This window comes from Streptomyces uncialis, from assembly GCF_001905345.1.
Taxonomy (GTDB): Bacteria; Actinomycetota; Actinomycetes; order Streptomycetales; family Streptomycetaceae; genus Streptomyces; species Streptomyces uncialis.
Map to the genome: position 1 here is coordinate 509,093 of NZ_LFBV01000003.1, position 23,052 is coordinate 532,144.

At 73.1% G+C, this 23,052-nt stretch carries 19 protein-coding genes; 8 read left to right on the forward strand and 11 right to left on the reverse strand.

The window, feature by feature from the left end; all coding sequences use genetic code 11:
* Positions 1 to 40: 40 nt before the first annotated feature.
* From fepG to AB852_RS16135, 4 genes are read right to left on the reverse strand one after another with little or no spacing between them, the layout of a single operon-like run.
* Entirely contained in the window at positions 41 to 1,204 is a 1,164-nt protein-coding gene (fepG, locus tag AB852_RS16120; protein ID WP_406397042.1) for an iron-enterobactin ABC transporter permease, read from the reverse strand.
* Positions 1,201 to 2,274, reverse strand: a complete 1,074-nt coding sequence (locus AB852_RS16125; RefSeq protein ID WP_218623271.1) for an iron chelate uptake ABC transporter family permease subunit — start codon at positions 2,272 to 2,274, stop codon at positions 1,201 to 1,203. The genes fepG and AB852_RS16125 overlap by 4 nt, the downstream gene beginning before the upstream one ends.
* On the reverse strand, positions 2,271 to 3,200 hold the full coding sequence (locus tag AB852_RS16130; protein ID WP_073788643.1) for a siderophore-interacting protein: 930 nt from the start codon (positions 3,198 to 3,200) through the stop codon (positions 2,271 to 2,273). Before AB852_RS16130 ends, AB852_RS16125 begins: the two co-directional genes overlap by 4 nt.
* 7 nt (positions 3,201 to 3,207) lie before the next feature.
* The gene (locus AB852_RS16135; protein ID WP_073788645.1) at positions 3,208 to 4,209 is read right to left on the reverse strand and encodes an ABC transporter substrate-binding protein; all 1,002 of its coding nucleotides are present in this window, start codon (positions 4,207 to 4,209) and stop codon (positions 3,208 to 3,210) included.
* A 211-nt stretch (positions 4,210 to 4,420) separates the two neighbouring features.
* On the opposite strand from AB852_RS16135, the gene AB852_RS16140 reads away from it, so the two are divergent.
* Both AB852_RS16140 and AB852_RS16145 read left to right on the forward strand, forming a co-directional pair.
* Entirely contained in the window at positions 4,421 to 6,250 is a 1,830-nt protein-coding gene (locus AB852_RS16140) for an ABC transporter transmembrane domain-containing protein (RefSeq protein WP_079184645.1), read from the forward strand.
* Positions 6,247 to 8,058, forward strand: coding sequence for an ABC transporter ATP-binding protein (locus tag AB852_RS16145; RefSeq protein ID WP_073788649.1), 1,812 nt, complete (start codon positions 6,247 to 6,249; stop codon positions 8,056 to 8,058). The genes AB852_RS16140 and AB852_RS16145 overlap by 4 nt, the downstream gene beginning before the upstream one ends.
* On the opposite strand, the gene AB852_RS16150 is transcribed toward AB852_RS16145, so the two are convergent.
* Positions 8,015 to 8,911 (reverse strand): helix-turn-helix domain-containing protein, encoded by an 897-nt coding sequence (locus AB852_RS16150; protein WP_218623264.1) that lies wholly within the window; start codon positions 8,909 to 8,911, stop codon positions 8,015 to 8,017. The genes AB852_RS16145 and AB852_RS16150 overlap by 44 nt on opposite strands.
* An 83-nt stretch (positions 8,912 to 8,994) precedes the next feature.
* Positions 8,995 to 9,267, reverse strand: coding sequence for a hypothetical protein (locus AB852_RS16155; RefSeq protein WP_245876799.1), 273 nt, complete (start codon positions 9,265 to 9,267; stop codon positions 8,995 to 8,997).
* Between the two features lie 616 nt (positions 9,268 to 9,883).
* Between AB852_RS16155 and AB852_RS39250 the strand changes: the two genes are divergently transcribed.
* The 3 genes from AB852_RS39250 to AB852_RS16170 all read left to right on the forward strand — a co-directional run bounded on the left by AB852_RS39250 (position 9,884) and on the right by AB852_RS16170 (position 13,935).
* Positions 9,884 to 10,741, forward strand: coding sequence for a class I SAM-dependent methyltransferase (locus tag AB852_RS39250; protein ID WP_178391029.1), 858 nt, complete (start codon positions 9,884 to 9,886; stop codon positions 10,739 to 10,741).
* A 524-nt stretch (positions 10,742 to 11,265) separates the two neighbouring features.
* Positions 11,266 to 12,048 carry an isoprenyl transferase gene (locus AB852_RS16165; protein WP_073788656.1) on the forward strand — a complete coding sequence of 261 codons (783 nt, stop codon included), beginning with the start codon at positions 11,266 to 11,268 and terminating at the stop codon, positions 12,046 to 12,048.
* A 489-nt stretch (positions 12,049 to 12,537) separates the two neighbouring features.
* A complete protein-coding gene (locus AB852_RS16170) occupies positions 12,538 to 13,935 on the forward strand; it encodes an NsdA family TPR-like regulatory protein (RefSeq protein WP_073788658.1) in 1,398 nt (465 codons plus the stop codon).
* A 473-nt stretch (positions 13,936 to 14,408) separates the two neighbouring features.
* Here AB852_RS16170 and AB852_RS16175 read toward each other — a convergent pair whose 3' ends face one another.
* Entirely contained in the window at positions 14,409 to 15,302 is an 894-nt protein-coding gene (locus AB852_RS16175) for a TIGR04222 domain-containing membrane protein (protein ID WP_073788660.1), read from the reverse strand.
* Positions 15,303 to 15,524: 222 nt separating this feature from the next.
* Here AB852_RS16175 and AB852_RS16180 point away from each other — a divergent pair, with 222 nt between their 5' ends.
* Complete coding sequence (locus AB852_RS16180; protein WP_073788662.1) at positions 15,525 to 16,364, forward strand: alpha/beta fold hydrolase; 840 nt, start codon at positions 15,525 to 15,527, stop codon at positions 16,362 to 16,364.
* 116 nt (positions 16,365 to 16,480) lie between these two features.
* On the opposite strand, the gene AB852_RS41355 is transcribed toward AB852_RS16180, so the two are convergent.
* From AB852_RS41355 to AB852_RS16200, 4 genes are all read right to left on the reverse strand, one after another.
* On the reverse strand, positions 16,481 to 17,785 hold the full coding sequence (locus AB852_RS41355) for a penicillin-binding transpeptidase domain-containing protein (protein ID WP_079184647.1): 1,305 nt from the start codon (positions 17,783 to 17,785) through the stop codon (positions 16,481 to 16,483).
* A gap of 301 nt (positions 17,786 to 18,086) precedes the next feature.
* Positions 18,087 to 18,767 (reverse strand): 4'-phosphopantetheinyl transferase family protein, encoded by a 681-nt coding sequence (locus AB852_RS16190; protein WP_079184648.1) that lies wholly within the window; start codon positions 18,765 to 18,767, stop codon positions 18,087 to 18,089.
* A gap of 10 nt (positions 18,768 to 18,777) precedes the next feature.
* Positions 18,778 to 19,038 (reverse strand): acetyl xylan esterase, encoded by a 261-nt coding sequence (locus AB852_RS16195; protein ID WP_073788666.1) that lies wholly within the window; start codon positions 19,036 to 19,038, stop codon positions 18,778 to 18,780.
* A 128-nt stretch (positions 19,039 to 19,166) separates the two neighbouring features.
* Positions 19,167 to 20,024 (reverse strand): class-II aminoacyl-tRNA synthetase family protein, encoded by an 858-nt coding sequence (locus AB852_RS16200; protein ID WP_073788668.1) that lies wholly within the window; start codon positions 20,022 to 20,024, stop codon positions 19,167 to 19,169.
* Between the two features lie 613 nt (positions 20,025 to 20,637).
* Here AB852_RS16200 and AB852_RS16205 point away from each other — a divergent pair.
* Together AB852_RS16205 and AB852_RS16210 are read left to right on the forward strand one after the other, a co-directional pair.
* A complete protein-coding gene (locus AB852_RS16205; RefSeq protein ID WP_073788670.1) occupies positions 20,638 to 21,735 on the forward strand; it encodes a phytanoyl-CoA dioxygenase family protein in 1,098 nt (365 codons plus the stop codon).
* Positions 21,717 to 23,027, forward strand: a complete 1,311-nt coding sequence (locus AB852_RS16210; protein ID WP_073788672.1) for a DUF6271 family protein — start codon at positions 21,717 to 21,719, stop codon at positions 23,025 to 23,027. Before AB852_RS16205 ends, AB852_RS16210 begins: the two co-directional genes overlap by 19 nt.
* Positions 23,028 to 23,052: the final 25 nt, after the last annotated feature.

The following is a 23,052-nucleotide window of genomic DNA, read 5'->3' on the forward strand; positions in this document are numbered from 1 at the left end:
GTATCTGCGGGAGGTGGGTCCTGGCGGGGCGGGCGGGGGTTCACTGGCGGCGGGCCTCGCCGAGCAGCAGCCAGATCAGATAGGCGCCGCCGATGCTCACCGTCACGACCCCGACGGGCAGCTGGGTCGGTGCGAACGCCCGCTGGGCGACCCAGTCGGCGGCGACGAGCAGCGCGGCCCCCATCGCGGCGGACGGCAGTACGGAGACGCCCGGGGAGCGCACCAGGCGCCGGGCGAGCTGGGGTGCGGCCAGCGCGATGAAGGAGATGGGGCCCGCGGCGGCGGTGACCAGGGCGGTCAGGGCGACGCCGGTGACGACCAGGGCGAGCCGGTTGGGTTCCGTGCGCAGTCCGAGGCTGCGGGCCGTGTCGTCGCCCATCTCCAGCATGCGCATCCGGCCCGCCAGGAGGAGGACGACGGGCAGCAGGACGGCCAGGACCAGTGCGACCGGGCCGAGTTGTTCCCAGCTCCGTCCGTTGAGGGAACCGGCGCCCCAGACGGCCGCGGCCATCGCGGTCTCCAGGTCGGCCTTGATCGTCATCCAGGTGTTGAGGGACGCCAGCAGCGCACTGATGCCGATACCGACGATGATCAGCCGGAATCCCTGGACGCCCTGCCGGTAGGCGAGTACGTACACGAGGGCGGCGGTGGCGATGCCGCCCGCCAGCGCGCCCGCCGCGACCTGGTAGTAGCCGCCGTTCGCCAGCATGATGACGGCCAGCGCGCCGGTGTAGGCGCCCGTGTTGAAGCCGATGACGTCGGGGCTGCCGAGCGGATTGCGGGTGAGCGACTGGAAGATGGCGCCGCTGACGGCGAGCGCGGCCCCGCACAGGACGGCGAGCAGGACCCGGGGCAGCCGCCATTCGACGACGACCATATGGACCTTGGGCGTGGCGTCGCCGAGCAGTGCGCGGATCACGTCGCCGGGCGGCACGGTGTACTGGCCGCTGCCGAGCGTCAGGATGCCGAGGGCGGCGGTGGCGGCCAGCAGGAGCAGACAGATGGCGGTGGCGCGGGTGTCGAGGCGCAGCGAGAGCCGTCCGCCCCGGGTGTCCGGTACGCGCAGCACCCGGATGGGGCGTCCGAAGTCGACGGCGGGACGGCCGGACCGGGAGCGGGCGGGGTGGGGCGCGGCTCGTGGCGGATGCGGGCGGGGGTCCGGCCGTGGTCCGGTCGTACGGGGTTTCCTGGTCCTGGTGATCACAGTCCGCTCGCCTTCTGCCGTCGCACCAGCACGATGAGCACCGGGACGCCGACGAAGGCGGTGACGATGCCGACCTGGAGTTCGCCGGGCCGCAGCACCAGCCGTCCGACGATGTCGGAGACGAGCAGCAGGACCGGTGCCAGGACGAGGGTGAAGGGGAGTATCCACCGCTGGTCGGGGCCGACGATCCAGCGTGCGACATGGGGGATCATCAGGCCGATGAACGCGATGGGTCCGGCGACGGCCGTCGCCCCGCCGCAGAGCAGGGTCAGCGCGACGAGAGCCAGGGTCCGGGTCCGGGTGATGTTCACACCGAGGGCGCGGGCCGTGTCGCTGCCGAGGGCGACGGCGTTGAGCGGCCGGGCCAAGGTCAGGGCGAGCAGCAGTCCGGCGATGAGGAACGGCGCGATCCGGGCGACGGTCCCCATGTCCTGTCCGGCGATGGAGCCCGCCGCCCAGAACCGCATCCGGTCGAAGGTCTCGGGGTCCAGCAGGGTGATGCCGGAGGTGATGCCGCTGAGGACGGCGCCGGTCGCGACCCCGGCCAGGGTGAGCCGTACGGGGGTGGCGCCGCCGCGTCCACGGGAGCCGATGGCGTAGACGGCGACGGTGGCGAGGACGGCGCCGAGGAAGGCGAACCAGATGTACTGGCGCAGATCGGTGAGTCCGAACAGGGCGATGGCGAGGACGGCCGCGAAGGACGCGCCCGCGTTGACGCCGAGGATGCCGGGGTCGGCGAGCGGGTTGCGGGTGAGCGCCTGGATCACCGCGCCCGCGAGGCCGAGCGCCATACCGACCAGCAGGCCGAGCAGGGTGCGGGGCAGCCGCAGATCGCGGATGATCATATGGTCGTTGGAGCCGGTGTAGTGGAACAGTCCGTCCCACACGGCGGCGGGCGGCAGGTGTTTGGAACCGACGCCGAGGCTGAGCAGGGTCACGGCGAGCAGGGCGCCCACCGCGATCAGCAGCCACAGGGAGCGGCGGGCGTTGGTGGACGCGGCGCCGGGCGGCGGGGTGTCACGGGCCGCGCGGGCGCGGCCCTCGGTGGTCACTGCGGTCACGGTGGTCACAGCCCGGCTCGCTCCATGGTCTCCTCCACCGTGTCGAGGATGTCCTCGCTGCGTTCGATGCTCGCCTCGTCGCCGTCGGCGCCCTTGAGGGCGTGTTCCCGCATGGCGTCGTAGGCCTCGTCGAGTCTGCGCCGGACCTCGGGGTCGAGCGCGTTCCAGCGTTCCTCCCAGCGCTCGGACTCGTGCTGCCAGTAGCTGATGACCTTGTAGGCGCGGGCGGGCAGGCCGAGTTCGTGGCGCAGATAGCGGCGGATGCCCCGGACGGCGGCGCTCTCCCCGGCGACCCATACGTAGCCGGGGGCGGCGCCGGGTCTGGCGACCGCGCGGACGGCTTCCTCCAGTCGGCTGGGGCCGACGCCGTTGCCGGAGCCGGGCAGCCAGATGAACTCGGCGTCGGCGTCGGTGGCGATCGTCTGTTCGTGGGTGGCGTCGGCGATCTCGACGATCACGGTGGCGCGCAGGGTGGCGGGGAGCTGTTCCACGAGGCGTCCGACGGCGGGCAGTCCGGTCGCGTCGGCGGCCAGCAGGAGGTGCGTCGCGTCGGCGGGCGGGTCGTACAGTCCGCGTGGGCTGCCGATGCCCAGTTCGTCGCCGGGCCGGGCGGCCTTGGCCCAGGAGCTGGCGACGCCGCCGTCGTGCACGACGAAGTCGAAGGTGACCTGGCCGTGTGCGGGGTCGTACCGCCGGACGGTGTACCGCTCGCACGGTGAGCGGGTGACGCCTTCGGGGTAGGTCCAGTCGAGCTCGGGCCGGGGCAGGACGAGTTCCCCGGTGCCGGGGACGGGGAAGTGCAGGCGCAGGTACTCGTCGCCGACACCGGAGGTCTCGAAGCCGCTGAGGCCGTCGCCGCCGAGGACGATCCGGATCATGCCGGGGGTGACATGGGTGGTCGTGAGCACCGTTCCGCGGTGCAGCCGGTCCTTCATCGTCCGCTCACCCCAGGAGTTTCGCGGCGGAGACGAGTTCGTCGAGCAGCGCGGTGGCGGTGAACGCGAGTCCGGCGTTGCTGTAGTAGTTGAGGGGCGCGACGCGTCCGGCCCTGACGGCGGGCAGTTGCTGCCAGGTCTTGGCCTTGGTGGCGGGGTCGTCCGGGTTCTGGAGGATGATCAGGTCGGCCGGGGCGAACACGTCGAGGCGTTCCAGGCCGAAGAACCTGTTGGACTTGCCCCCCGGCTCACGCTCGGGGTCGTAGAACATGAGTTCCATGCCGAGGTCCCGTGCGACAGCGAGGTAGAAGCTGTTGGTCTGGGCCCAGAACTGGGGCTTCTGGGCGCCGGCGACGGCGATCTTCCGGCCCTTGAGCAGCCGTCCGACCTCCTGGCGGGCGGCGGCCAGCCGGGTGTCGTAGGCGTCGAGCTGCTTCTTGGCCCGGGGTGCGCGGCCGAGGCGGGTGAGCTGCTGCTCGGTGTGGCGGCGCCAGTGGGGGCTGAAGCCGCCGCCGACGACGAGGACGGGGGCGATGTCCTGGGTGAGGAGCTTGCGCTCCTTGTAGTACTGCCACCATTCCTCGCCGACGACCAGCAGATCCGGGTCCTGGGCCAGGATGGACTCGGCGCTGGGCTCGGTCTCGTTGCCCTCCAGGGTGCGGTAGCCCTTCGGAACCCTCTCGGCGAGATGGTTGCCCTTCTCCAGCCGGTATCCGGCGACGACGGGGTATCCGGCGAGCACCGCGAACTCCATGCCGGTACGCGGGTCGAGGGCGACGACGCGCTGGGGGTCGGCGGGGAGCTTCGCCCGGAAGTCCTGGTAGGCGAAGTCGACGGTGCCGGAGTTCTTCGCGCCGGAGCCGGTGACGGTGGGCCGGTCGTCACCGCCGCAGGCGGCCAGCAGACCGCCGAGGGTGAGGGCGCCCGCGCCGACCGCGAAGCGGCGCCGGGTCGGGTGGCCCGTCGCGGTGCGGAGCGACGGTCTGGCGAGTGGTGGTGCGGCCGGCATCGACGCCTCCGGGGCGGTACGAAGAATCGGGGAATATTAGGTAAGCCTTACCTATGAATAGTCGAACGGATGAGTGGGGCGCAAGCGGCCATGTCGAGCACACGCCATTCACTGTCGCCAAGAGGCCATTCGGCCAACCCATGGCCCGTTCACGACAGGGAATGGCCCGCCCGAGGGGACACCGCAGAGGGCGGCGGTACGGTCGGCTCCCATGCCCGCCTCCCTCGAAACGCCGTCCGCCACGGCGCCCCCCGCCCCGCCCACCCCACCTGCGACCGGCGCCCACGAGGTTGTGCCCGCCACCGCCCGCTCCGTACTGCGCCAGGCACTCACCGGTGAACGGCGGGGCCGCAGGCTGGCCGCCGCCTCGGTCGGACTGACCGGACATCAAGTAGCCGAAGCACTCATACCGGTCACCATCGGCGCCGTCATCGACCGCGCGGTCGCCACCGGCGACGCCGCCGCCCTCGGGCGCTGGCTCCTCGTGCTCACCGTGCTGTTCGGCGGACTGCTGCTGTCATGGCGGTTCGCCGCGCGGGCGGCGGCCCATGTGGCCGAGCACGGCGGCCACCAGGTCCGGATGGCCGTGGCCCGGCGGGCCCTGGACCCCCTCGGCACGGCCACCCGTACGATGCCCGGCGAGCTGTTCTCGCTGGCCACCGCCGACGCCCGGAACGTGTCGCGCTTCACCCACACCCTCAGCAGCAAGCTCGCCGCGGCAGCCGCGATCGTCACGGCCGCCGTGGCCCTGCTGCTGATCTCGGTGCCGCTCGGGCTGCTGGTCCTGCTCGGCACACCACCGGTGCTGGTGGCCATGCAGTATCTGAGCCGCCCGCTGGAACGGCGGACGGAACGCGACTACGCGTCCGCGGCGAAGGCCGGTGCCACCGCCGCGGATCTGCTCACCGGACTGCGGGTGCTCGACGGCATCGGCGCCCAGCCGCACGCCGCCCGGCGCTACCGCGAGGTCAGCCGCGCCGCCCTCGCGGCGACCCTGCGCACGGAACGCGCCCAGGCCGGGTACACCGCCGCCAATACCCTGGTCACCGGGGGATTCCTGGCGCTGATCGCGCTGGTGGGCGCGCGGATGGCGGCGCGGGGCACCCTCACGGTCGGGGAGCTGGTGGCGGTCGTGGGACTCGCCCAGTTCCTGCGCGGACCGCTCGTCGACGTGGCGTACTTCGGATCGGGTCTGGCCCGCGCCCGCGCGTCGGCCCGCCGGGTGGCCGCGCTGCTCGGCACCCCGCCCGCCGTCGAGGTACGGGACGCCCCGGCCGGGCCCACCGGGACCCCGGACCCCGAGCCCGTCGCACCCGCCCGTACCGCCGTGCTGAGCTTCGAGGAACTGACCGTCCACGCCCCGGCGGGTGCCGCCGGACCACTGACCGGGGTGTCGTTGCGCGTCGCCCCCGGCGAACTCGTCGGCGTCGTCACCGAGGACGCCGCGCACGCCCGCGCGCTGCTGGACTGCTGCGCCCGGCGGATCGACCCCGACGCCGGAACCGTCCGCCTCGACGGCGCCGACCTGCGCGGCACGGACCCGGACGCGATACGCCGTACCGTCGTCGCTCCCCCGCGTGACACCGCCCTGTTCGCGGGCACCATCGCCGACAACATCGCCCCGGACGGCCCCGGGACCACCGCGCGGACGATCGCGACCGCGCTGACCGCCGCCTGCGCCGACGACGTGGTCGACGCCCTGCCCGACGGACCCGCCAGCACGGTCGGCGAACAGGGGCTGACCCTCTCCGGCGGCCAGCGCCAGCGCATCGCCCTGGCACGAGCCCTGGCGACCCGGGCACCCGTGCTCGTCCTGCACGACCCGACGACCTCGATCGACTCCGTCACCGAGGCCCGGATCGCCGACGGGCTGCGCCGGGACCGGGCCGGACTCACCACGCTGCTGCTCACCACCAGCCCGACGCTGCTCGCGGTCTGCGACCGCGTCGTCTGGCTCCCCGCCGGCCGCCCCCAGGCCGCCGGTACCCACACCGGGCTGCTCACGGCGTCCCCGTCCTACCGAGCGGCGGTACTGGCATGACCACCGGACACGACCCCCTCCTGCCGGTCGCCGACACCGCCACGACCCGCCGCGCCGCCTTGCGGCTGCTGCGCCCGCACCGCGCCCGGACCCTGTGGGCGGTACTGCTGCTGGCCGCCTCCACCGCCATCGGGCTGGCCGGTCCGCTGATCCTCGGCCGTATGGTCGACGAGGTCGTCCGCCACGGCGGCGACGCCCTCGGCAGGCTCCATCTGCTGGGCGGGGCACTGGCCGCGATCGCCGTGCTCCAGGCGGTGCTGGGCGCGCTCAGCCACTATCTGGTGGTCCAGGCGGGCGAACACCTGGTCGCCGACCTGCGTGAGGACGTCCTCGACCGCGCGCTGCGCCTTCCCCCGAAGGACGTCGAACGGTCGGGGCGCGGCGACCTCGTCGCCCGGATCACCGGTGACGTACGGGTCGTCACCGAAGCGGCCTCGCAGGCCGTACCCGTCTTCGTGACCGCGCTGCTGGGCATCGCGCTGACCCTCGTCGGTCTGGGCACCCTCGACTGGCGGTTCGCCCTCGCCGCACTGGTCGCGGCGCCTGTCCAGATCCGCGCGCTGACCTGGTACCTCGGCCGTTCGGGGCCGGTCTACCGGGCCGAGCGGACCGCCGAGGGCGAACGCGCGCAGGCGCTCCTCGACGCACTCGGCGCGGCCGACACCGTCACCGCGATGCGCCGCGGTCCCCGCCATCTGGACGCCATCGCGGACCGCTCGCTCCTGGCCGTCTCGCACAGTCTGCGGGCGACCCGGCTGCGCACCCGCTTCTTCGGACGTCTCAACCTGGCCGAGCTGATCGGGCTGGCGGCCGTCCTCGCGGTCGGCTTCCGGCTGGTCGGCGAGGGAACGGTCACCGTGGGCGAGGCGACGGCCGCCGCGCTGTTCTTCCACCGGCTCTTCGACCCGGTGGGCCAGCTGCTCGGCGTGTTCGACGAGTTGCAGGAGGCGGGCGCGGGCCTCGCCCGGCTGGTCGGGGTGACCCAGGTGCCCCGCGCCGCCGAACCGGCCGACCCGCCGCACCCGCGCGACAGCTCCCTCGCCCTCACCGGGGTCTCCTACTCCCACCGTCCGGGGCTCACCGTCCCCCGCGAGGTGTCCCTGACCGTCGCACCGGGCGAGCGGGTCGCCCTCGTCGGGACGACCGGCGCGGGCAAGTCGACCCTCGCCCGGCTGATCGCCGGCGGGTACGAGCCGTCCGCCGGGACCGTCCGGCTCGGCGGTGTCGAACCCCGGGAACTGGGCACCGCGGCCACCCGCCGCACGGTCGCCCTGGTCACCCAGGAGGTCCATGTCTTCGCCGGTACCATCGCCGACGATCTGCGGCTGGCCGTCCCCGGGGCGGACGACGCGGCACTGGAACGGGCCCTGCGGGCCGTGGGCGCCCACACCTGGATCGGCGCCCTGCCCGACGGCAGGGACACCGTGGTCGGCGCGGGCGGTCATCCCCTCACCGCGCCTCAGGCCCAGCAACTGGCGCTGGCCAGGGTCCTGCTCCTGGACCCGCCGATCGTGGTCCTGGACGAGGCGACCGCCGACGCGGGCAGCGCCGGGGCCCGGACCTTGGACACCGCGACGGACGCCGTGCTGGCGGGCCGTACGGCGATCACGGTCGCCCACCGGCTGAACCAGGCCGCGTCGGCCGACCGGGTCCTGGTGATGGCGCGGGGACGGATCGTCGAGGAGGGCACGCATGACGGGCTGCTCGCCTCGGACGGCCCCTACGCCCGGCTGTGGCGGGCCTGGACGGCACAGCGGCCCCCGGCTAACCCGCCGCTGCCCGCCCCGCGAGCCCCGGGAGGTCCGTGAACCCCTCGGGGTCCTCGTGCCCCTGGTAGTCCGCGTACCCCGAGTCCTCGACGACGCCGAAGCACTCACCGGGCGTCCGCCCGGTGACCCGGCGGAACACCGCGACGAACGCGCTCGGGGTGCTGTACCCCACCCGCCGTCCGACCACCGACACCGGCAGCCCGCCCGCCAGATAGGTGAGCGCCGCCCGGACCCGCACCTGGATACGCCACTGCACGAAGCTCATCCCCGTATCGGCGGTGAAGACCCGGGTGAGGGTACGCACACCGCATCCGGAGAGCCGGGCGAACTCGGCGAGACCCCGGGGGTCGGCGGGATCGGCGATCAGCGCGCGGGCGACGACGAGCGCCCGCGCGTCGGTGGGCATCGGCACCTCGACCGCCGCGATCTCCAGCGGCTGGAGCAGGTCGAACGCGACCTGCTCGGCCCGGTTCCGCGCGGCGAGCGTCATCCCGTAGCGCCGCATGTGCAGCAGGATCTCGCGCAGCGCGGCGCAGACGGCGACCAGCCCCGGCCCGGCCCAGACCCCGGACCGCTCCGTGGCCGGGGTGAAGACCTCGCCCCGGAAGTACGTGGTGTAGAAGTCGCCGCCCGGCCCTGTGGTGACCTCGTGCACCGCCCCGGCCGGGACCCAGAGCCCCACGGTCGGGGGCACCGTCCACGACACCCCGTCCACCGTGGCCGTCACCGACCCGCTGACCCCCCAGAGCAGCTCATGGTCGAAGAGATGCGTGTGCGCCTCCCATGTCCGCCCGTGCGGATAGCGCTCACGGCGCATGCGTGAGGTGGATATCGCGTACGGCGCACGTACCTCGCGCCTCGCGCCCTCCCTCACCACCTCGGACCTCTGCACGCGCAGCACTATAGCTCCGCCCTGGTCAGGCACCCCTTCCGCGCCCACCCGCCGCACCGGTCACCCCGGCCCGTCGGCGCACCTCATATCCCGAGGCCCAGCATCGCCACGGAAAGGGGGAGCGCGGGCTCCTCGGGAAGCGGCGGGGGGTTCTCGTCGTGCTCGGTGTGCGTGGGCGGGACGGCCCGCAGGGCGCCGACCCCGCCCGCCGCCCACGGCGCGTCCGTCGGCGGGAGCGACAGCGTCACCCGCCGACCGGCGCCCAGGGTGGTCTCCAGCTTGTCCGTGTCGCGCGCCGTCACCGTGTCGCTCGTCCTGTCCGTGTCGCTCGTCCTGTCCGTGTCGCTCGTCCGCATGGCAATCCGCCTTTGTCGCAGGGACACGAGCCGGGAACCCGGCGTCACTTCCCTGACGGACAGCCGCACCGGAAGGTTCCCCGCCGCTTCCCGGGCCCGCCCGCGGGCAAGCGAACCCGGGGGCGGGTCCGGCAGATTCGCGTCCCGGGGCCGACGGCCGGCGTCCCCGGAGCGTCGCGGAATCGGTCGGTGCCCACGCGGGAACGGCCGTCGGCGCTCACGCCGAAGCCGCTCACAAGCGCGCAAGCGTTCAACGCGTGAACGACCCCGCCCGCCCGCACCCCTTCCGAACCCGCCCCCTGGCACGGATGGTGGAGGCAGGTGAGCGGGAGCTTCGGCCGGGGCCGGCACGTACAGGACCGTCCCGCCGGACGACGCCCGCCACGGGCCCCTCGGGGGCGGTGGCGAGGCCGGGCCCTGCCGGTGCCATGACACAGGAGCCTTCGCGGCACGTCGTCACGTCCCGCGGAGAGGACCGGCACGACGCCGGGAGCCTCACCCCACGAGCGATCCGAACACAGCGGCAACGCCCGGGCCCGGGAGGGCTTCGCCGGGCTGGATCCCGTCGCCCCGGACCCGGGCGTGCCGCACGGAATCCTGAAGCGAGGAGATGGCTGTGGAAAGCCAGTTCGACACAGCGGTGGCCGCATACGAGCACAGCGTCCAGGAGATGCCGTTCCGCGAACACATCGAGGCGTACAGCTTCCTGAACGCGGTCGGCGATGTCACCGGGCGCAGGGTGCTCGACCTGGGGTGCGGCAGCGGGCTGTACGTCCGACGGCTGCGCCGCGAGGGCGCCGCACGCGCGGTGGGGCTGGACGAGTCGACCGCGATGGTGGACTACGCGCGCCGCCGTGAAGGACGTGAGGGGCTGGGCGCGGAGTACCTCGTCGCGGACGCCGCCGCACCGTCCGCCGATGACCTGCCCGCCATCGAGGGGGCGTTCGACCTGGTCACCGCCGTCTACGTGCTGCCCTACGCCCCGACCCCGGCGGCGTTGGAGGGGCTCTGCGCCACGGCCCGGCGGGCCCTGCCCGAGAGCGGCGGACGGTTCGTGGCCGCGACCCTCAACCCCGACCACTCCACCGCCCCCGGCTGGTACCGGCCCTACGGCATGGAGCTCAGCGCGCGGGAGCCGGTGGGTGAGGGCACGAAGGGTCATCTGAAGGCGTGGGTGGGTGAGGAGGTCCTGGACGTGGACTACTTCCGGTGGTCGGCCGCCGCACATGAACGGGCGCTGCGGGCAGCGGGCTTCGACCGGATCTCCTGGATCCGCCCCAAGGTCTCCGAGCAGGGCCGCCAGGAGTACGGCGACGAGTTCTGGGCCGACTATCTGCACTGCCCGCACGCGTTGATCCTCCAGGCGGAGGCCGGCCCGCGGACCGCGCCCACCGCGTCCGACACCTCCCCCGCCCCCGACAGCTCCGACGGCTCCGACAGCTCCGACAGCTCCGACAGCTCCGACAGCGAGTGAAGTCCGGCAACAGACGTCACCCTCACCCTTCCTGGTCCAGCCCTGCTTGCCGGAGAGCGAGCGGCTGGCGGAGTGGGCCGGGCATGTGGGGCCCATCGAGGTGCTCATCCGGGCCGAGGCCGCCGGGGAGATCAGCGACGCCGAACTGCACGGCACGGTGTCGTACTTGTTCGTCACCGGCTCCGAACCCCTGGTCTCCCCGCTGGGCACGGGGTGGTCACCCCGCTGGTCCACCACCTCGAACTCGGGGACTGCGTCAAGGACCCCTCACTGTTCCTCGCCGTCTCGGCGCAGGACGTCCCCTGGGAACGGGACCTGTTCTTCACCAAGCCCGCACTGCTCCCGGCGGCCTGGGACCCCGCCGCCCACCGACCGCGACCGGCGCGCCGGGGCACAGCGCCGGGTACGGCCGCCCCGGCGTGCCGACCGAAGCGACCGCTGCGGCAACGCCCCTGCTCACCAGGGGTGTCACCAGGCCCCTGGTAAGGTCCGGCGAGGGGTCCACGACGCGATGATGAGGGTTCATGAAGCTGCTCCCGCTGTTCCTCCGACGGCCGATCGAGGCAGTGTACGAGCGCCGACTGGCCGCCACTCTGGCCGGACTGCCGCGCCCCCAGCACGTCGGGATCATGCTCGACGGCAACCGGCGCTGGGCCCGGCAGGCGGGACACGCGGACGTCCGTGAGGGATACCGGGCGGGCGGCGCCAAGGTGACCGAGTTCCTGGGCTGGTGCACGGCCGCGGGGATCGAGCACGTGACCCTCTTCATGCTCTCCGACGACAACCTCGGCCGTCCCGCCGAGGAACTCGGCCCGCTGATCGAGATCATCGAGGAGACCGTCCGGGACATCACGGCCGAGGGCCGTCGCTGGGAGGTGCAGGTGATCGGCTCCCTCGACATGCTGCCCGGCGCCGGCGCCCAGGTGCTCAAGGACGCCGCCGCCGTGACGGCCGGGCGGGGCGGGCTCAAGGTGGACGTCGCGGTCGGCTACGGCGGCCGGCGCGAGATCGTCGACGCGGTGAAGAGCGCCTTCGAGGAACACATGGCGGCCGGGGGCGACGCGGCCGAACTGGTCGAGCGGTTCGACATCGGGGACATCTCCCGGCATCTGTACTCGCCGACCGCCGCCCACACCGACTTCATCATCCGCACCTCCGGCGAGCAGCGGCTGTCCGGCTTCCTGCTCTGGCAGTCCGCGTACGCCGAGATGCACTGGGTGGACTGCTACTGGCCCGCGTTCCGGCATGTGGACTTCCTGCGCGCGCTCCGCTCGTACGCGAACCGCCAGCGCCGCTTCGGCAAGTGACCGCCCGTCGGCCGGCACCGGTGCCCGGGCGGGTCAGTGCCCGGACAGCCTGCGGAGCATTGCCCGTGACTTGCTCCGGGACGGGGACCGCGAGCTCGCCGAGCGGCCGATCCTTCGCCGGTCGGCCGGGGACGAAAAGCGGATACTGATCGCCGCCGATCCGGCTCGCCCGCCCGCTCCGGGACACCCTTCACCGGCACCACGACCGACAACCCGCCTGCGATGTCGGGCAGTTACCGCCATTTGCGGACGTTGAGGACAGCTTTCCTCGCGGCCGGGGCGGAAGTCCCGGGCCATGGACCAAGAGGGTGGCTCCGGTGACTGTCCGGCAGGCTCCGGGACCGGGATGATGGCGGCGAGGACCATGTCCTCGGCATACGCGGGCCGTTCCGGCAGCCTTCTCGTCATGACCGGCCCGCGCCCAGGCACGGGGGAAGGTCACCCCGTCGGCCGTCCCGCGGACAGCGTTCAGCCAGGGAGGACGGGGCCATGGCACGCCATCAACCCAATCAGCGTCTCGGAGTTCTGCTCAACGAGGCCGACTGGAACCCGGCCGACCTGGCCAGAGCGGTCAACGGCATAGGCAAGGCGCAAGGGCTGACGCTGCGGTACGACCGCACGTCGGTCGCGCACTGGCTCACCGGCTCCCGTCCGCGGCCCCCTGTTCCCGACCTGGTCGCCTCCGCCTTCAGCCGGCGCACCGGACGCCTGGTCACCGTCGGGGAGACCGGCCTCGCCCGACCCGGGCGGCCCGCCGACGACCCGCTGCTGGCGTCCGGGGCCGGGACGGACGACGTCGTGGACCGGCTGACCGTCCTCAGCCGCACCGACGCCGACCCCGCGGGCCGTCCACGGCTCACCGACTCCGCCTACAGCCTGGACCCCGACGCCTCCCCCGACTGGCGGCCCGGTCGGCCCCTGCCCGTCAGACCGCGGAGAACGGGTGCCCGGGTCACGGCCGCGGAGGTCAGGACGCTGCAAGAGATGTCCCAGGTCTTCGTGGACCTCATGGAGCGTTACGGCGGCGCGCACGCGCGCTCCGCGCTGGCCGCCTATCTCACCGACGACACCAGCCGGCTCCTGGTCGCCCCCGCGCAAGCCGCCCTGCGCAAGCAGTTGTTCTCCGGCGCGGCCCAACTCACGCATGTACTGGCCCGTATGACCATGGACGCCGGTCACCCCAGCCTCGCGCAGCGCTACTTCACCACGGCCCTGGGCCTCGCCCACGAGGCCGACGACCGCCGCCTGTACGCGATCACCCTGCGGGCCATGAGCCTTCAGGCCCTGCGTCTGGGGTTCCACGCCAGGGCGCGGCAACTCGCCGACACCGCCGTGGACACCGCCCGGTCCTCGGACGATCCGTCAGCACGGGCCTTCCTCCTGAGCCAGCGCGCCCTCACCCACGCGTACGCGCGCCACCGCAGGCAGGCGGTCGACGACCTGACGGCCGCCGAGGCGCAGCACGACCGGGCGACCGGTCCGCCCGGCCCCTTCAGCATGTATCCGCGCCCCGGCCTCGACTACCAGCGCGGCTTGGCCCTGCTCGCTCTCGGGGACGCGCCCCAGGCCGCACGGGCGCTCACCTCGTCGGCGGCGGCACGCGGCGCCGACCGGCACAGATCCGGTGCTCTCACCCATGCCCGGCTGGCCGCGACGCTCCTGCCCCTGGGGCGCCTGGAGGAGTCCTGCGTCCACTGGCATGTCTTCCTCGACCACTATCCGGGGTTGCGCGCCGCTCCGGCCGACCACGCGCTCAAGCATCTGCGTACATCGCTGCGCGGCTTCCGGGACCGGCCGGACGCGGCGGCCGTGCTCCACCACGCGCGAACCGTCACCCGTCCGAAGCCGGCCCCCTCGACGGACGGGAACACCGGGCCCGCCGGCTGACCGTCCCGTCCAGGGTGTCACCGGGCATTGCCTCCGCTCGGCCGCAGACGTGCACGGGCAACTGGCAGCCGACGCACCGGGAACAGGGATCGTCCGGGCCCACCGCCCGCCGTTCCGGCCGCGGCATACCCCTGAAAGGCTCCTCGGGCAGCGCCGGAGGGCTCAACGCGAAAGGATCGTCCACGCCCGCTGTGTACCGCACCCGGGCCCGGTATCCCGGGGAATCGCTGCACGGGAAGCGGACATCAACCCGCAGAATCGATTTTGACCGTGCTCCATCCATCCGAACCACGCGACCTCGCACCGCGTCCCGTTCCGAGGTCAGCGCCTCTTGTTCCCGGGCGATCATCACCTTCTGATGGGCGGGCCTCGGCGGCGAACCGTTCCCGCACCATCCCGGACGACCGGTCGCATTTCACATTTTTTGCCCCGTTTCGCGGCACCGGCGGGGGTTTCCATCGGCACGAGGTGCCTCAGAGGCCACCGAGGCCGGGTGAGCCGTCGATGACGATCCGCGGCGGTTCCGGGCCGGGCTCCGGTGGCTGCCACGGTGGTGCGGGCGCGGGGCGGAGGATGTGCTGGACGGGCAGGGAGTCCGGACCGGACCGGGCCACTTCGCACACCTGCCGGCGGTCGGCCGTCAGCGGGCCGTCGGCGGCGTCCGCGGCCCGTACCGCCGCTCGGCCGGCGTCGGTGACCTCACCGTACGAGCCGGTGCCGGCGTCGTATCTGTCCCGGTGCCGTCGGCCGGCCCACAGCAGCGGCGGATACACCAGGAGGGGCGGATAGGCGCGCCACAGCAGCGCGATGACGACGCCCGCGACGGCGAGCGCGGACGCCAGGCGCAGCGTTCGGGCGAAGCGGGCGCAGGCTCGGTAGTAGGCGCGGGACACCGGATGGTGGTGCAGTACGCCGACAGGTGCGAACCGGTCGCGCAGCAGGCCCGCGAGGACCAGCCGCTCGCGCAGGTCCCGTACGGGCGGGTCGCTGTCGAAGAGCTCCACCGGCCACGGCGACCGGCCGTCGTCGTCACGCCGCGCCGCCAACGCGCCGAGCACCGCCGCCTCGACGCCGTCGCGCGGCTCCCCCGAGGGCTCGGCCGTGATCCAACGGGCCGCCCGTGCGCGCACCGGCAACCGGCCCTCGGCGTGCATCCGCACCACGGCCACCACGGCGACACGTCCTGCCCCGCCGCACAGATAGGCCACTTCGTACAGGTCGAGCGGGGTGTCCGCCGACCGGGGCGGCCGTATCCGGGCGTCCAGGGCCCGGCGGGCGGCCCGCAAGCGGCGCCCCTCCCGGGCGACGGCGCCGATCGCGGCGAGGGCGACCAAGGTCCCGACGATGTACCCCTGCAATGTCCCCATCGGCCCCGCCCTCGTCGCAGCTTTCGGCGGTCCTCCCCCGGATGGCCTCCGGCCCCATGTCCGCCGAGGACGGCATGCCCGGGCGACGCCCATGGAACTCCTCGTTCCGGCGGGTCCGCGAGGCCGTCGACAAGGTCCGGGGAGCAAGGCGGCGAGCCACGACCCACGCCACCCGCCGGAAGAGCCGGTAAAGCAGGGAATGTCAGGCAAAATGCACCCACCATGACAGAGCTGACCCATACCGCCTCCGACGGGACCCCCTTGCACGCCGTCACGCTGGGCACCGGTGACAGCACGGTCGTCCTGCTGCACGGCGGCGGGCCGGACCACCACAGCCTGCTGCCGCTCGCCGCGCTGCTGGCCGACCGGCACACGGTCGTCCTGCCGGACGTGCGCGGATACGGCCGGTCCCGGTGCGCCGACCCGCTGCGCCACACCTGGGCCCGGTACACCGCCGACCTCGTCTCCCTGCTCGACCGTCTGGGCACGGCCCAAGCGGTCGTCGGCGGTACCGGACTGGGCTCGACGATCACCCTGCGCGCCGCCCTCGCCCATCCTGACCGCATTCGCGCGGGCATCCTGATCGGCGTCGAGGACATCGAGGACGACAAGGCCGGGGAGGCGCAGGCCGCCTTCCTGGACGCCTTCGCCGAACGGGCCCTCACCAAGGGCCTGGAGGCCGCCTGGGCTCCTGTCCTGGACATGTTCCCGCCGGTCATCGGCGCGTCGGTACGGGCCGCGATCCCCCGCTCCGACGCGGCCAGCGTCGCCGCTGCCGCCGCCATCGGCCACGACCGCGCCTTCCGCGACGTGACCGAGCTGCGCGCACTGCGCGCACCCGTTCTCGTCGTCCCCGGCACGGACGCGCGCCACCCCACCGCCCTGGCCGAGCAGGTCGCCCGTACCCTCCCGCGCGGGCGGCTGGCCCCGGTCGCCGTCTGCGAGACCCTGCGCACGCCGGAGGACCTCGCCCGCGCGGTGGGACCGCCCATCCGGGACTTTCTCGCCGAAGCCGACACCTGGGCGCGGCCCGCGCGGTCCGGCCAGGCGGCCTCGCCCTGACCTGGCGTCGATTCCCCTGCCGCACTGCTGGACGGCCGGCCCCGGATCATTCCGACCCGGCGGTCCGCTCCCGTGCCGTCAGCCGCCGCCGACTCCCGTCAGCGCGTACCGGGCGACTACCCCTGGTCGGCCGCGGCGATCCGCTGGGCGATCCGGGCACCCCGCTCCGTGGCGTCGTCGGCCGAGGAGAAGCAGACCGCGACGGCCAGGGGGCGACCGGCGGCGGTGCGGGTGTACGACAGGGCCCAGGTGACCGAGGCGGAAGGGACCCAGGTGTTCACGGACGCGCCGAGGGCGGAACGCAACTGGTCGGACGTACGCCGGGACACGGCCCGCCTGGCGGACTCCGGCTCCACGGGATCGACGAGCAGCTGAGGGTGGGGCCGGTTCCCGCCGTTGCCGATCGCCGCCATCAGCATCGCCATCTGGACCGCGGTGGCCTTGACCTCGAAGAGACCGTTGGCCGTGAGGGCGAGCTGTGTCGCGTTCTCGGGCCGGTCCGGCCATACGCTCTCGTCGACGCGCAGCGGGGTGTACAAGGTTTCCTGGCGGAATCCGAAGTCCGCGGCGGTCGACGCCAGCGCCTCGGCTCCCAGGTCGGACGCGATACGGGCGAAGACGTTCGCGCACGAGTAGCGCAGTGCGGTCCGCAGACTGGCGTCCGCGCAACGGCCGGGGTCGCCGGAGAACTCCGCCGTGCTCCCGGGGACGACATGGACGGCGGGACTGCGGGTCGGCGTGTCGACCGAAGCGAGCAGGCCCTTCTCCAGGGCGGCGGCAGCGACGACGGCATGGGCGGCCGACCCCGGGTTCTCGGTGTGGAGCAGGGGCCGGTTCAGCATGGGTTTGTCGTCGTCCTCGTGGAGCCGCTTCCACACCCTCTCTTCCGCGAACGTGTTCCCGCTGAAGGAACCGGGGTCGAACGACGGGGCGCTCACCAGGGCCACGATGTCGCCCGTCTCCGCGTCGAGGGCGATCGCGGCACCAAGCTGTCCGCGCAGTCCGTCGAAGGCGGCGCGCTGCACCGCGGGGTCGACGGTCGTCGCCAGATCCTTACCCGCTTCGATCTTCTCCCTCTCCAATACCTCCAGCCCGGCGACTCCGAACATCATCGCGCGGTATCCGGTGACGGCCGAGTACAACTCGCCGTCGGTGTAGGTGCGTTCGAACGGGACCTTGGCGATGCCGGTGGGCTTCGAACCGGTGACGCGGCGGCCGTCCACCAGCACGTCACCCAAGCCTCCGTCAGGCTTCGGGGTGGGGGGCTTGGTGTCCGTGGCGCCCTTGGCCGTTCCGGAGCCGGTCGGTTTTCCGCCGTCGGCCCCGCCCGGGGAGTCCGTGGAGCATCCCGACAGGGAAGCGACGAGCAGCGTGGCCATCGCGGTGGACACGGCGACGGAGCGGCGAGAGGGAAGCGGCATCCGATCACCCTAACAACCCTGGCCGCAGGGGGTTTGGGGCCGTGGCGCACCGCGTTCGGCCGGTTCTCGGCGCGGGACATGGGGGTGGACGCGCCGAGTTGGAGGGCGTTCCGTTCCTGGGATATAGTCGGTCATGTGCTCGCGGCCGTGATCCACGGCGGTGGGACCGGCGTTGGTGGTCCAAGGAAAGACACCCCACTTCCCGTGGGGGGATGCAGGTGCAAGGCCTGCCCAGCGCTCGATCAAGGCCCCGGCCTCCCCTCAGGGGGACCCGGGGCCTTTGGTATTCCCGGAAGGGGCGTCAGGTCCCACCGTCGGAACGGGACTCGGACTGAGGGCCGGAGGGTACGGACAGCGAGTTCCGGGGGCCGACGGTGAAGGTCGTGGCCGGGGCGGCGCTGGCCACCGTCACCACGGCCGCCCGCCGCCGGTCCGTCCACTCCAGCAGCCGGACGTCTTCCTGACCTGCTTTCAGCAAAGCCTCCCTGCGCACCCAGAGCCGCAGCAGCGCCGCGCCGGGATCCGGCCGGGCGGTCGCTTCCCGGATCTCGGCCTCGGGGAGCAGCCGGCTCAGCACCGACAGGGGGCCGGGCCGCCTGGCCGCGGGCTCTACGTCGACACCGACAGCGCCGGGGCCGACGGCCGCCGCGACCAACCCGTCGGTATGGCTCAGACTGACGCCGACCCCGGGGTGGGCGGGCAGATACGGGCGGCCGTGCCCGCTTCCCCCGCAGTCGGCGCAATACTGGGCCGGGGCCGCCTCCCGCAGCGGCCGTGCGGTGTACCGGGCGACGCACAGCCGCAGCAGCAGCCGCGCCGCCAGCACGTCGTCGCGGCGGCCCGGCAGTCTCGTCCGGGCGAGCCGCCGCAGCTCCCATGACGCGAGCAGACCCTCGTGCAGTTCCGGGTGGGCCAGGACCTCCGCGGTGGTCGCCACCACGGCCACGGCCGTCCGGCCCCGCGGCCTCGGACCGCCGGTCATGGGCGGGTGCTCATCCGGCCGGCGCGTGGGCGGCGGCGGCCGGTCCGGAGGGGCTCAGGAACCGCTCCCGTACCCGGCCGAGGGTACGGAAGTCGTCGATGGTGACCTGCTGGAGGTCGATGGTGGTGCCGGAGATGTCCTCCAGCAGATCGATGAACTCCAGGAAGTCCATGGAGTCGATCAGACGTGCCTCGATGAGGTCCTCGTCGGCGTCGATCCCGCCGTCGAGGCCGGGGTTCTTCTCGTGGAGCCACTCGGCGATACGTTCCATGGGGGTGGGCTCGCTCCTTGCTGTCCGAGGGATTGCCAGGGATTGCTGGGGGTGTTGGGGGGACCCCTGGAGGTCCGAAGGCCGGTGTCCGGGTTCGCCGGGGGGCGGTGGCCGGGCAACGGGGCGGGTCAGGTCCGGGCGGCGCCGAGTACGTCCAGTGCCTGCTCGGGGGTGCCATGGGCGAGGATCATCGCGTGGACCCAGCGTTCGACGCCGAAGGCGACGCAGGCGCTGTGGGCCGGCCCGTCGGCACCGGCACGGATGTCCAGCCGCTCACCGAAGAAGTTGCGGTGCCGGTTGACGGAGGCGATGGCCGTGCCGTCGGGGGCGCTGAACTCGTGCTTGACCGGGTCCAGCGCCATCAGCCGGGCGCGGGAGCCGCCCTTGTCGTAGAACGGGTCGTCGGCGGCGGCCCGGGTCAGTTCCAGACCCAGCCGTCCGGCCAGTTCCTGGACGAACACGGCTCCCTGTTCGAGGTGTTCGGTCGCGCCGGGCTTGGTGCCGAGGTACAGGACCTCCCGCATATGGAAGCCCCACAGCCGCCGCAGTCCTTCGTAGTGGGTCTCGTTGCGGAAACAGCGGCCGGTGGCGGAAAGGCGCAGTCCGTCCTCGCCGACGTCCTGGCCCTCCAGGGAGAGCAGCAGTCCGTAGCAGGTGGCGGAGGGGAGCAGATGGCCGGTCGGCCGGAGCGGCAGCTCCCCCGGCGGTTCACCGGCCGCCAGGCCGTCGACGGCCTCGGGGGCGAAACGTCCGGCGGACACCCCCAGATGGGGGAAGTTGCGGAAGTAGTCGAGCCGGGTCAGCCCTTCGACGGACAGCAGCGGCGGGCCCACCACCTCGGGGGCCTTCAGGCGTGCGGCCAGCCCGGTGAGCAGGTCGTCCAGACCGTGCAGCAGCGCGGTGCGGACCGGGTCCAGCGTGACCAGGCCGGGACCGGGGTTCTTCAGACAGCCGTCCGGCAGTGCCGTGACGCTGGGGGTACTCATGGGAAACCGCTCCCTGTGGACGTGGGCGAACGATCAGGGTGTCGGCCGGTTCGGCGGAACGGATTCGCCGCGTGGTGATGGCGGCGGCGCGAACGGCCTTGTATGTGGTCGCCGTTGACCTCAGCGCAGCGGGGAAGCCGACCGATGCCCCATCAGGGGCCGGAGCCGCGCATGGGGACACTAAGCCAGCCACTTGGGCATTGTCTAGACCAAAGCCACCTGGCCCGACGGTCAGCACCGACGCGGCCATTGTGGTCCGGAGCTGCCGTAACTCGGCTTACCAAACGGTGACTTGACAAGAGGGTTGGTCTAAACCAATCCTGCTGAAGGACGTGGTGACCGCACCTCCGCCACGGCGTCGCCATCCATCCATGCCGTCCGTCGCAAGCCCTCCGCCGAGGGCCGCCGCGTGCTGTCCGCCGGCCGAGGAGAAGCGCTTGTCATCGCTGTCCCTGTCCCCTGCCCCGCGCTTGACGTCCGGGAGCTCGGAACGCTTCCGGGGGTCCGACCGCCGGGCGGAAGCGGCATTCCGGTCGCCCGCGGCGGACGGCCGCGTCCGGGCCCCCGGCCACCACGGGAGCGCTCCCCCCGACCCCCACTTTGGAGGGGCCTTATGACGACATCCGTACCCCAACGCCGCCCGCGGCGCCCCTATCTGCACCGGGCGGCCTCGGACCTCCCGTACTTCAGCGCGGACGGCGAGTCCTATCTGGCGCAGACCACCTTGCGGGAGATGAGCAAGTCCCGGCCCCTGCGGGTGCTGTCCGAGGAGGACTTCGCGCACTGGCAGACCTATGGGTACGTCATCGTCCGGGAAGCGATCCCGGCGGCGTCGGCCCGGCGGCTGCTGGACTTCACCTGGGAGTTCCAGGGGCTCGACCCGGACCGCCCGGACAGCTGGTACGACGACCGGCCCTTCCGCTCCGAACTGGACCAGCAGTTGCACGTGTACGGCTTCGTGGAGGCGTACCACCACCAGCTGCTCTGGGACAGCCGCCAGGCCCAGCGGGTGTACGACGCCTTCGTCGACGTGTGGGACTGCGAGGAACTGTGGGTCACCCAGGACCGGCTCAACCTCAACCCGCCCAACGTCAAGAACCGTGACCGTGCCCTGATCGAGCCCACCGACCGGGGTTTCGACATCGAGCTGCACTGGGACATCGACACCACGCTCGGGGTGCCGCCGCAGCGGGTGCAGGGGATCATCGCGCTCAACGACACCCGGCCGGAGACCGGCGGATTCCAGTGCTGCCCGGAGCTGTTCCGGCGGTTCGAGGAATGGCGGATCGCCCAGCCCGCGGGCCGGGACCCCATCCGCCCCGCCGTGGACCGGACGGAGTTCCCCGTCGTACGGCCCGAGCTGCGCCCCGGCGACCTGCTGATCTGGAACGGTCTGCTCGCCCACGGGGTGGCACGCAATGTCTCGGCGGACTCCGTACGGGCGGTCCAGTACCTGTCGATGATGCCGGCGCTGGAGGAGCACGAGCGGCTCAGGCGGTCCCGTGTCGACGCCTGGCGGCATCTGCGCACCCCGCGCTGGAACCGCACCCTGGTCGGCGATCCGGTGCTGCACGAGTCCGAGCGGTACCCCACGGCCACCCTCGACGGACTCGGCAGCCGGCTGCTGGGCCTCACCTCCTGGAAGGACACGGACCAGGAGACGGCGGCCGACGGGCGGAGCGGGGACCAGTCGTGCGCCGTGTCTGTCTGACCCTCCCCACCGACCGGGCCTGCGCGGCGACCATCAGGGCGGTCGCCGAGGAGGCCGCGTACGGCGCCCGCCGTTTCGGTGTCGAGGTGTGTCTGCTGATCCTCGACTCCTCCGGCGACCAGGTGCTCGCGGAGCACCGGGAGGTGGTGGACGCGCTGGCCCCGGCACCCGGGGTGGTCGTCCACCATCTCGACGAGGCCGGGCAGCGGCGCTTCCTGCGGGAGGTGATCGCCCGCTCCGGCGTCGCCGCGCCGGAGCGGGTGCTCGACCTGATGCTGCCGGCCCGGGCGTCCTACGGTGCCTGCACCAACCGTGCCTTCCTGATCGCGGAGGCGCTGGGCTGCGCGTCGGTGCACCGCCGGGACTCCGACAGCCGCTACCAGTACCTGGACGGCGAGCCCGTCTTCCCCCTCCAGCACGAGCTCGCACACCTCGGGCGTCGGGCCGACGAGGTGGCGGGACTCGTGTCCCGGAGCAGGCTCGACCCCGCGTACGCGCAGCGGCCGGTGGCCCTGGTCGGCGGTTCCTTCGTCGGTGAGATGTCCGTGGACGTGGCGGAGATCCGCCGGCTCGACCCCGGGATCTACCGTGAAGTCGTCGGTTTGTCGGTCCCCGCCGGATATCCGGAGATCTGGCGCGGGAACCTGATCGAGGAGTCGTTCCGCGGCGCCGGGACCACGCCGTTCACCGGTGACCTCACCACGCTCACCAGGGTCGCCCCCACCCGGGTGGACATGTGCAACATCGGCTTCGACCGTGAGGTCTACGCCCGGGTGCCGCTGCCGCCCGCCACCGACACCATCGGCAGCGACTACTTCCTGATCCATCTGGTCCACGACGCCCGGCTGCCCGGTGTCCTGCACAACCGCCATATCGTCAACTTCCATACCGGTGAGCGGCGTTCGGACAGCGGGTTCCTCGCCTACCAGCTGCGGCTCGCGAAGTTCCTGCTGTCCACCCCGTACTTCGACGCCGTGTACGCGCGGATGAGGGAGGCCGGTGACGCGCTGCTCGACGCGGCGGGGCATGTACGCGCCGACGCCGTCGCGGAGTCGGTCAGGGACAGCGCGCTGCTGGAGCGGACGGACAACGCCGAACGGCTCGATGTCCTCGACCGCTCCTACCGGAAGCTGGGCGGCCGCTACGCCATGGCCGCGGACCTCTTCGCCGCCCGCCGCGACCAGTTGCTCGCCGAGGCCCGGACGGACATGGCGGAGTTCGCCTTCCTGATCGACGTCTGGGAACCCCTGACCCGCGCCGGTGCCGTCGCGGGGGCGGCGCACGCCCGGTGAACCCGGCCGCACCGGTCGGGCCTTC

Excerpts from the sequence above, each read along its gene's own strand:
- AB852_RS16130 (WP_073788643.1), bottom strand. The coding sequence starts at position 3,200 with ATGAAGGACCGGCTGCACCGCGGAACGGTGCTCACGACCACCCATGTC.
- AB852_RS16135 (WP_073788645.1), bottom strand. The coding sequence starts at position 4,209 with ATGCCGGCCGCACCACCACTCGCCAGACCGTCGCTCCGCACCGCGACG.
- AB852_RS16140 (WP_079184645.1), top strand. The coding sequence starts at position 4,421 with ATGCCCGCCTCCCTCGAAACGCCGTCCGCCACGGCGCCCCCCGCCCCG.
- AB852_RS16145 (WP_073788649.1), top strand. The coding sequence starts at position 6,247 with ATGACCACCGGACACGACCCCCTCCTGCCGGTCGCCGACACCGCCACG.
- AB852_RS16155 (WP_245876799.1), bottom strand. The coding sequence starts at position 9,267 with ATGCGGACGAGCGACACGGACAGGACGAGCGACACGGACAGGACGAGC.
- AB852_RS16165 (WP_073788656.1), top strand. The coding sequence starts at position 11,266 with ATGAAGCTGCTCCCGCTGTTCCTCCGACGGCCGATCGAGGCAGTGTAC.
- AB852_RS16170 (WP_073788658.1), top strand. The coding sequence starts at position 12,538 with ATGGCACGCCATCAACCCAATCAGCGTCTCGGAGTTCTGCTCAACGAG.
- AB852_RS16175 (WP_073788660.1), bottom strand. The coding sequence starts at position 15,302 with ATGGGGACATTGCAGGGGTACATCGTCGGGACCTTGGTCGCCCTCGCC.
- AB852_RS16180 (WP_073788662.1), top strand. The coding sequence starts at position 15,525 with ATGACAGAGCTGACCCATACCGCCTCCGACGGGACCCCCTTGCACGCC.
- AB852_RS41355 (WP_079184647.1), bottom strand. The coding sequence starts at position 17,785 with ATGCCGCTTCCCTCTCGCCGCTCCGTCGCCGTGTCCACCGCGATGGCC.
- AB852_RS16190 (WP_079184648.1), bottom strand. The coding sequence starts at position 18,767 with ATGACCGGCGGTCCGAGGCCGCGGGGCCGGACGGCCGTGGCCGTGGTG.
- AB852_RS16195 (WP_073788666.1), bottom strand. The coding sequence starts at position 19,038 with ATGGAACGTATCGCCGAGTGGCTCCACGAGAAGAACCCCGGCCTCGAC.
- AB852_RS16200 (WP_073788668.1), bottom strand. The coding sequence starts at position 20,024 with ATGAGTACCCCCAGCGTCACGGCACTGCCGGACGGCTGTCTGAAGAAC.
- AB852_RS16205 (WP_073788670.1), top strand. The coding sequence starts at position 20,638 with ATGACGACATCCGTACCCCAACGCCGCCCGCGGCGCCCCTATCTGCAC.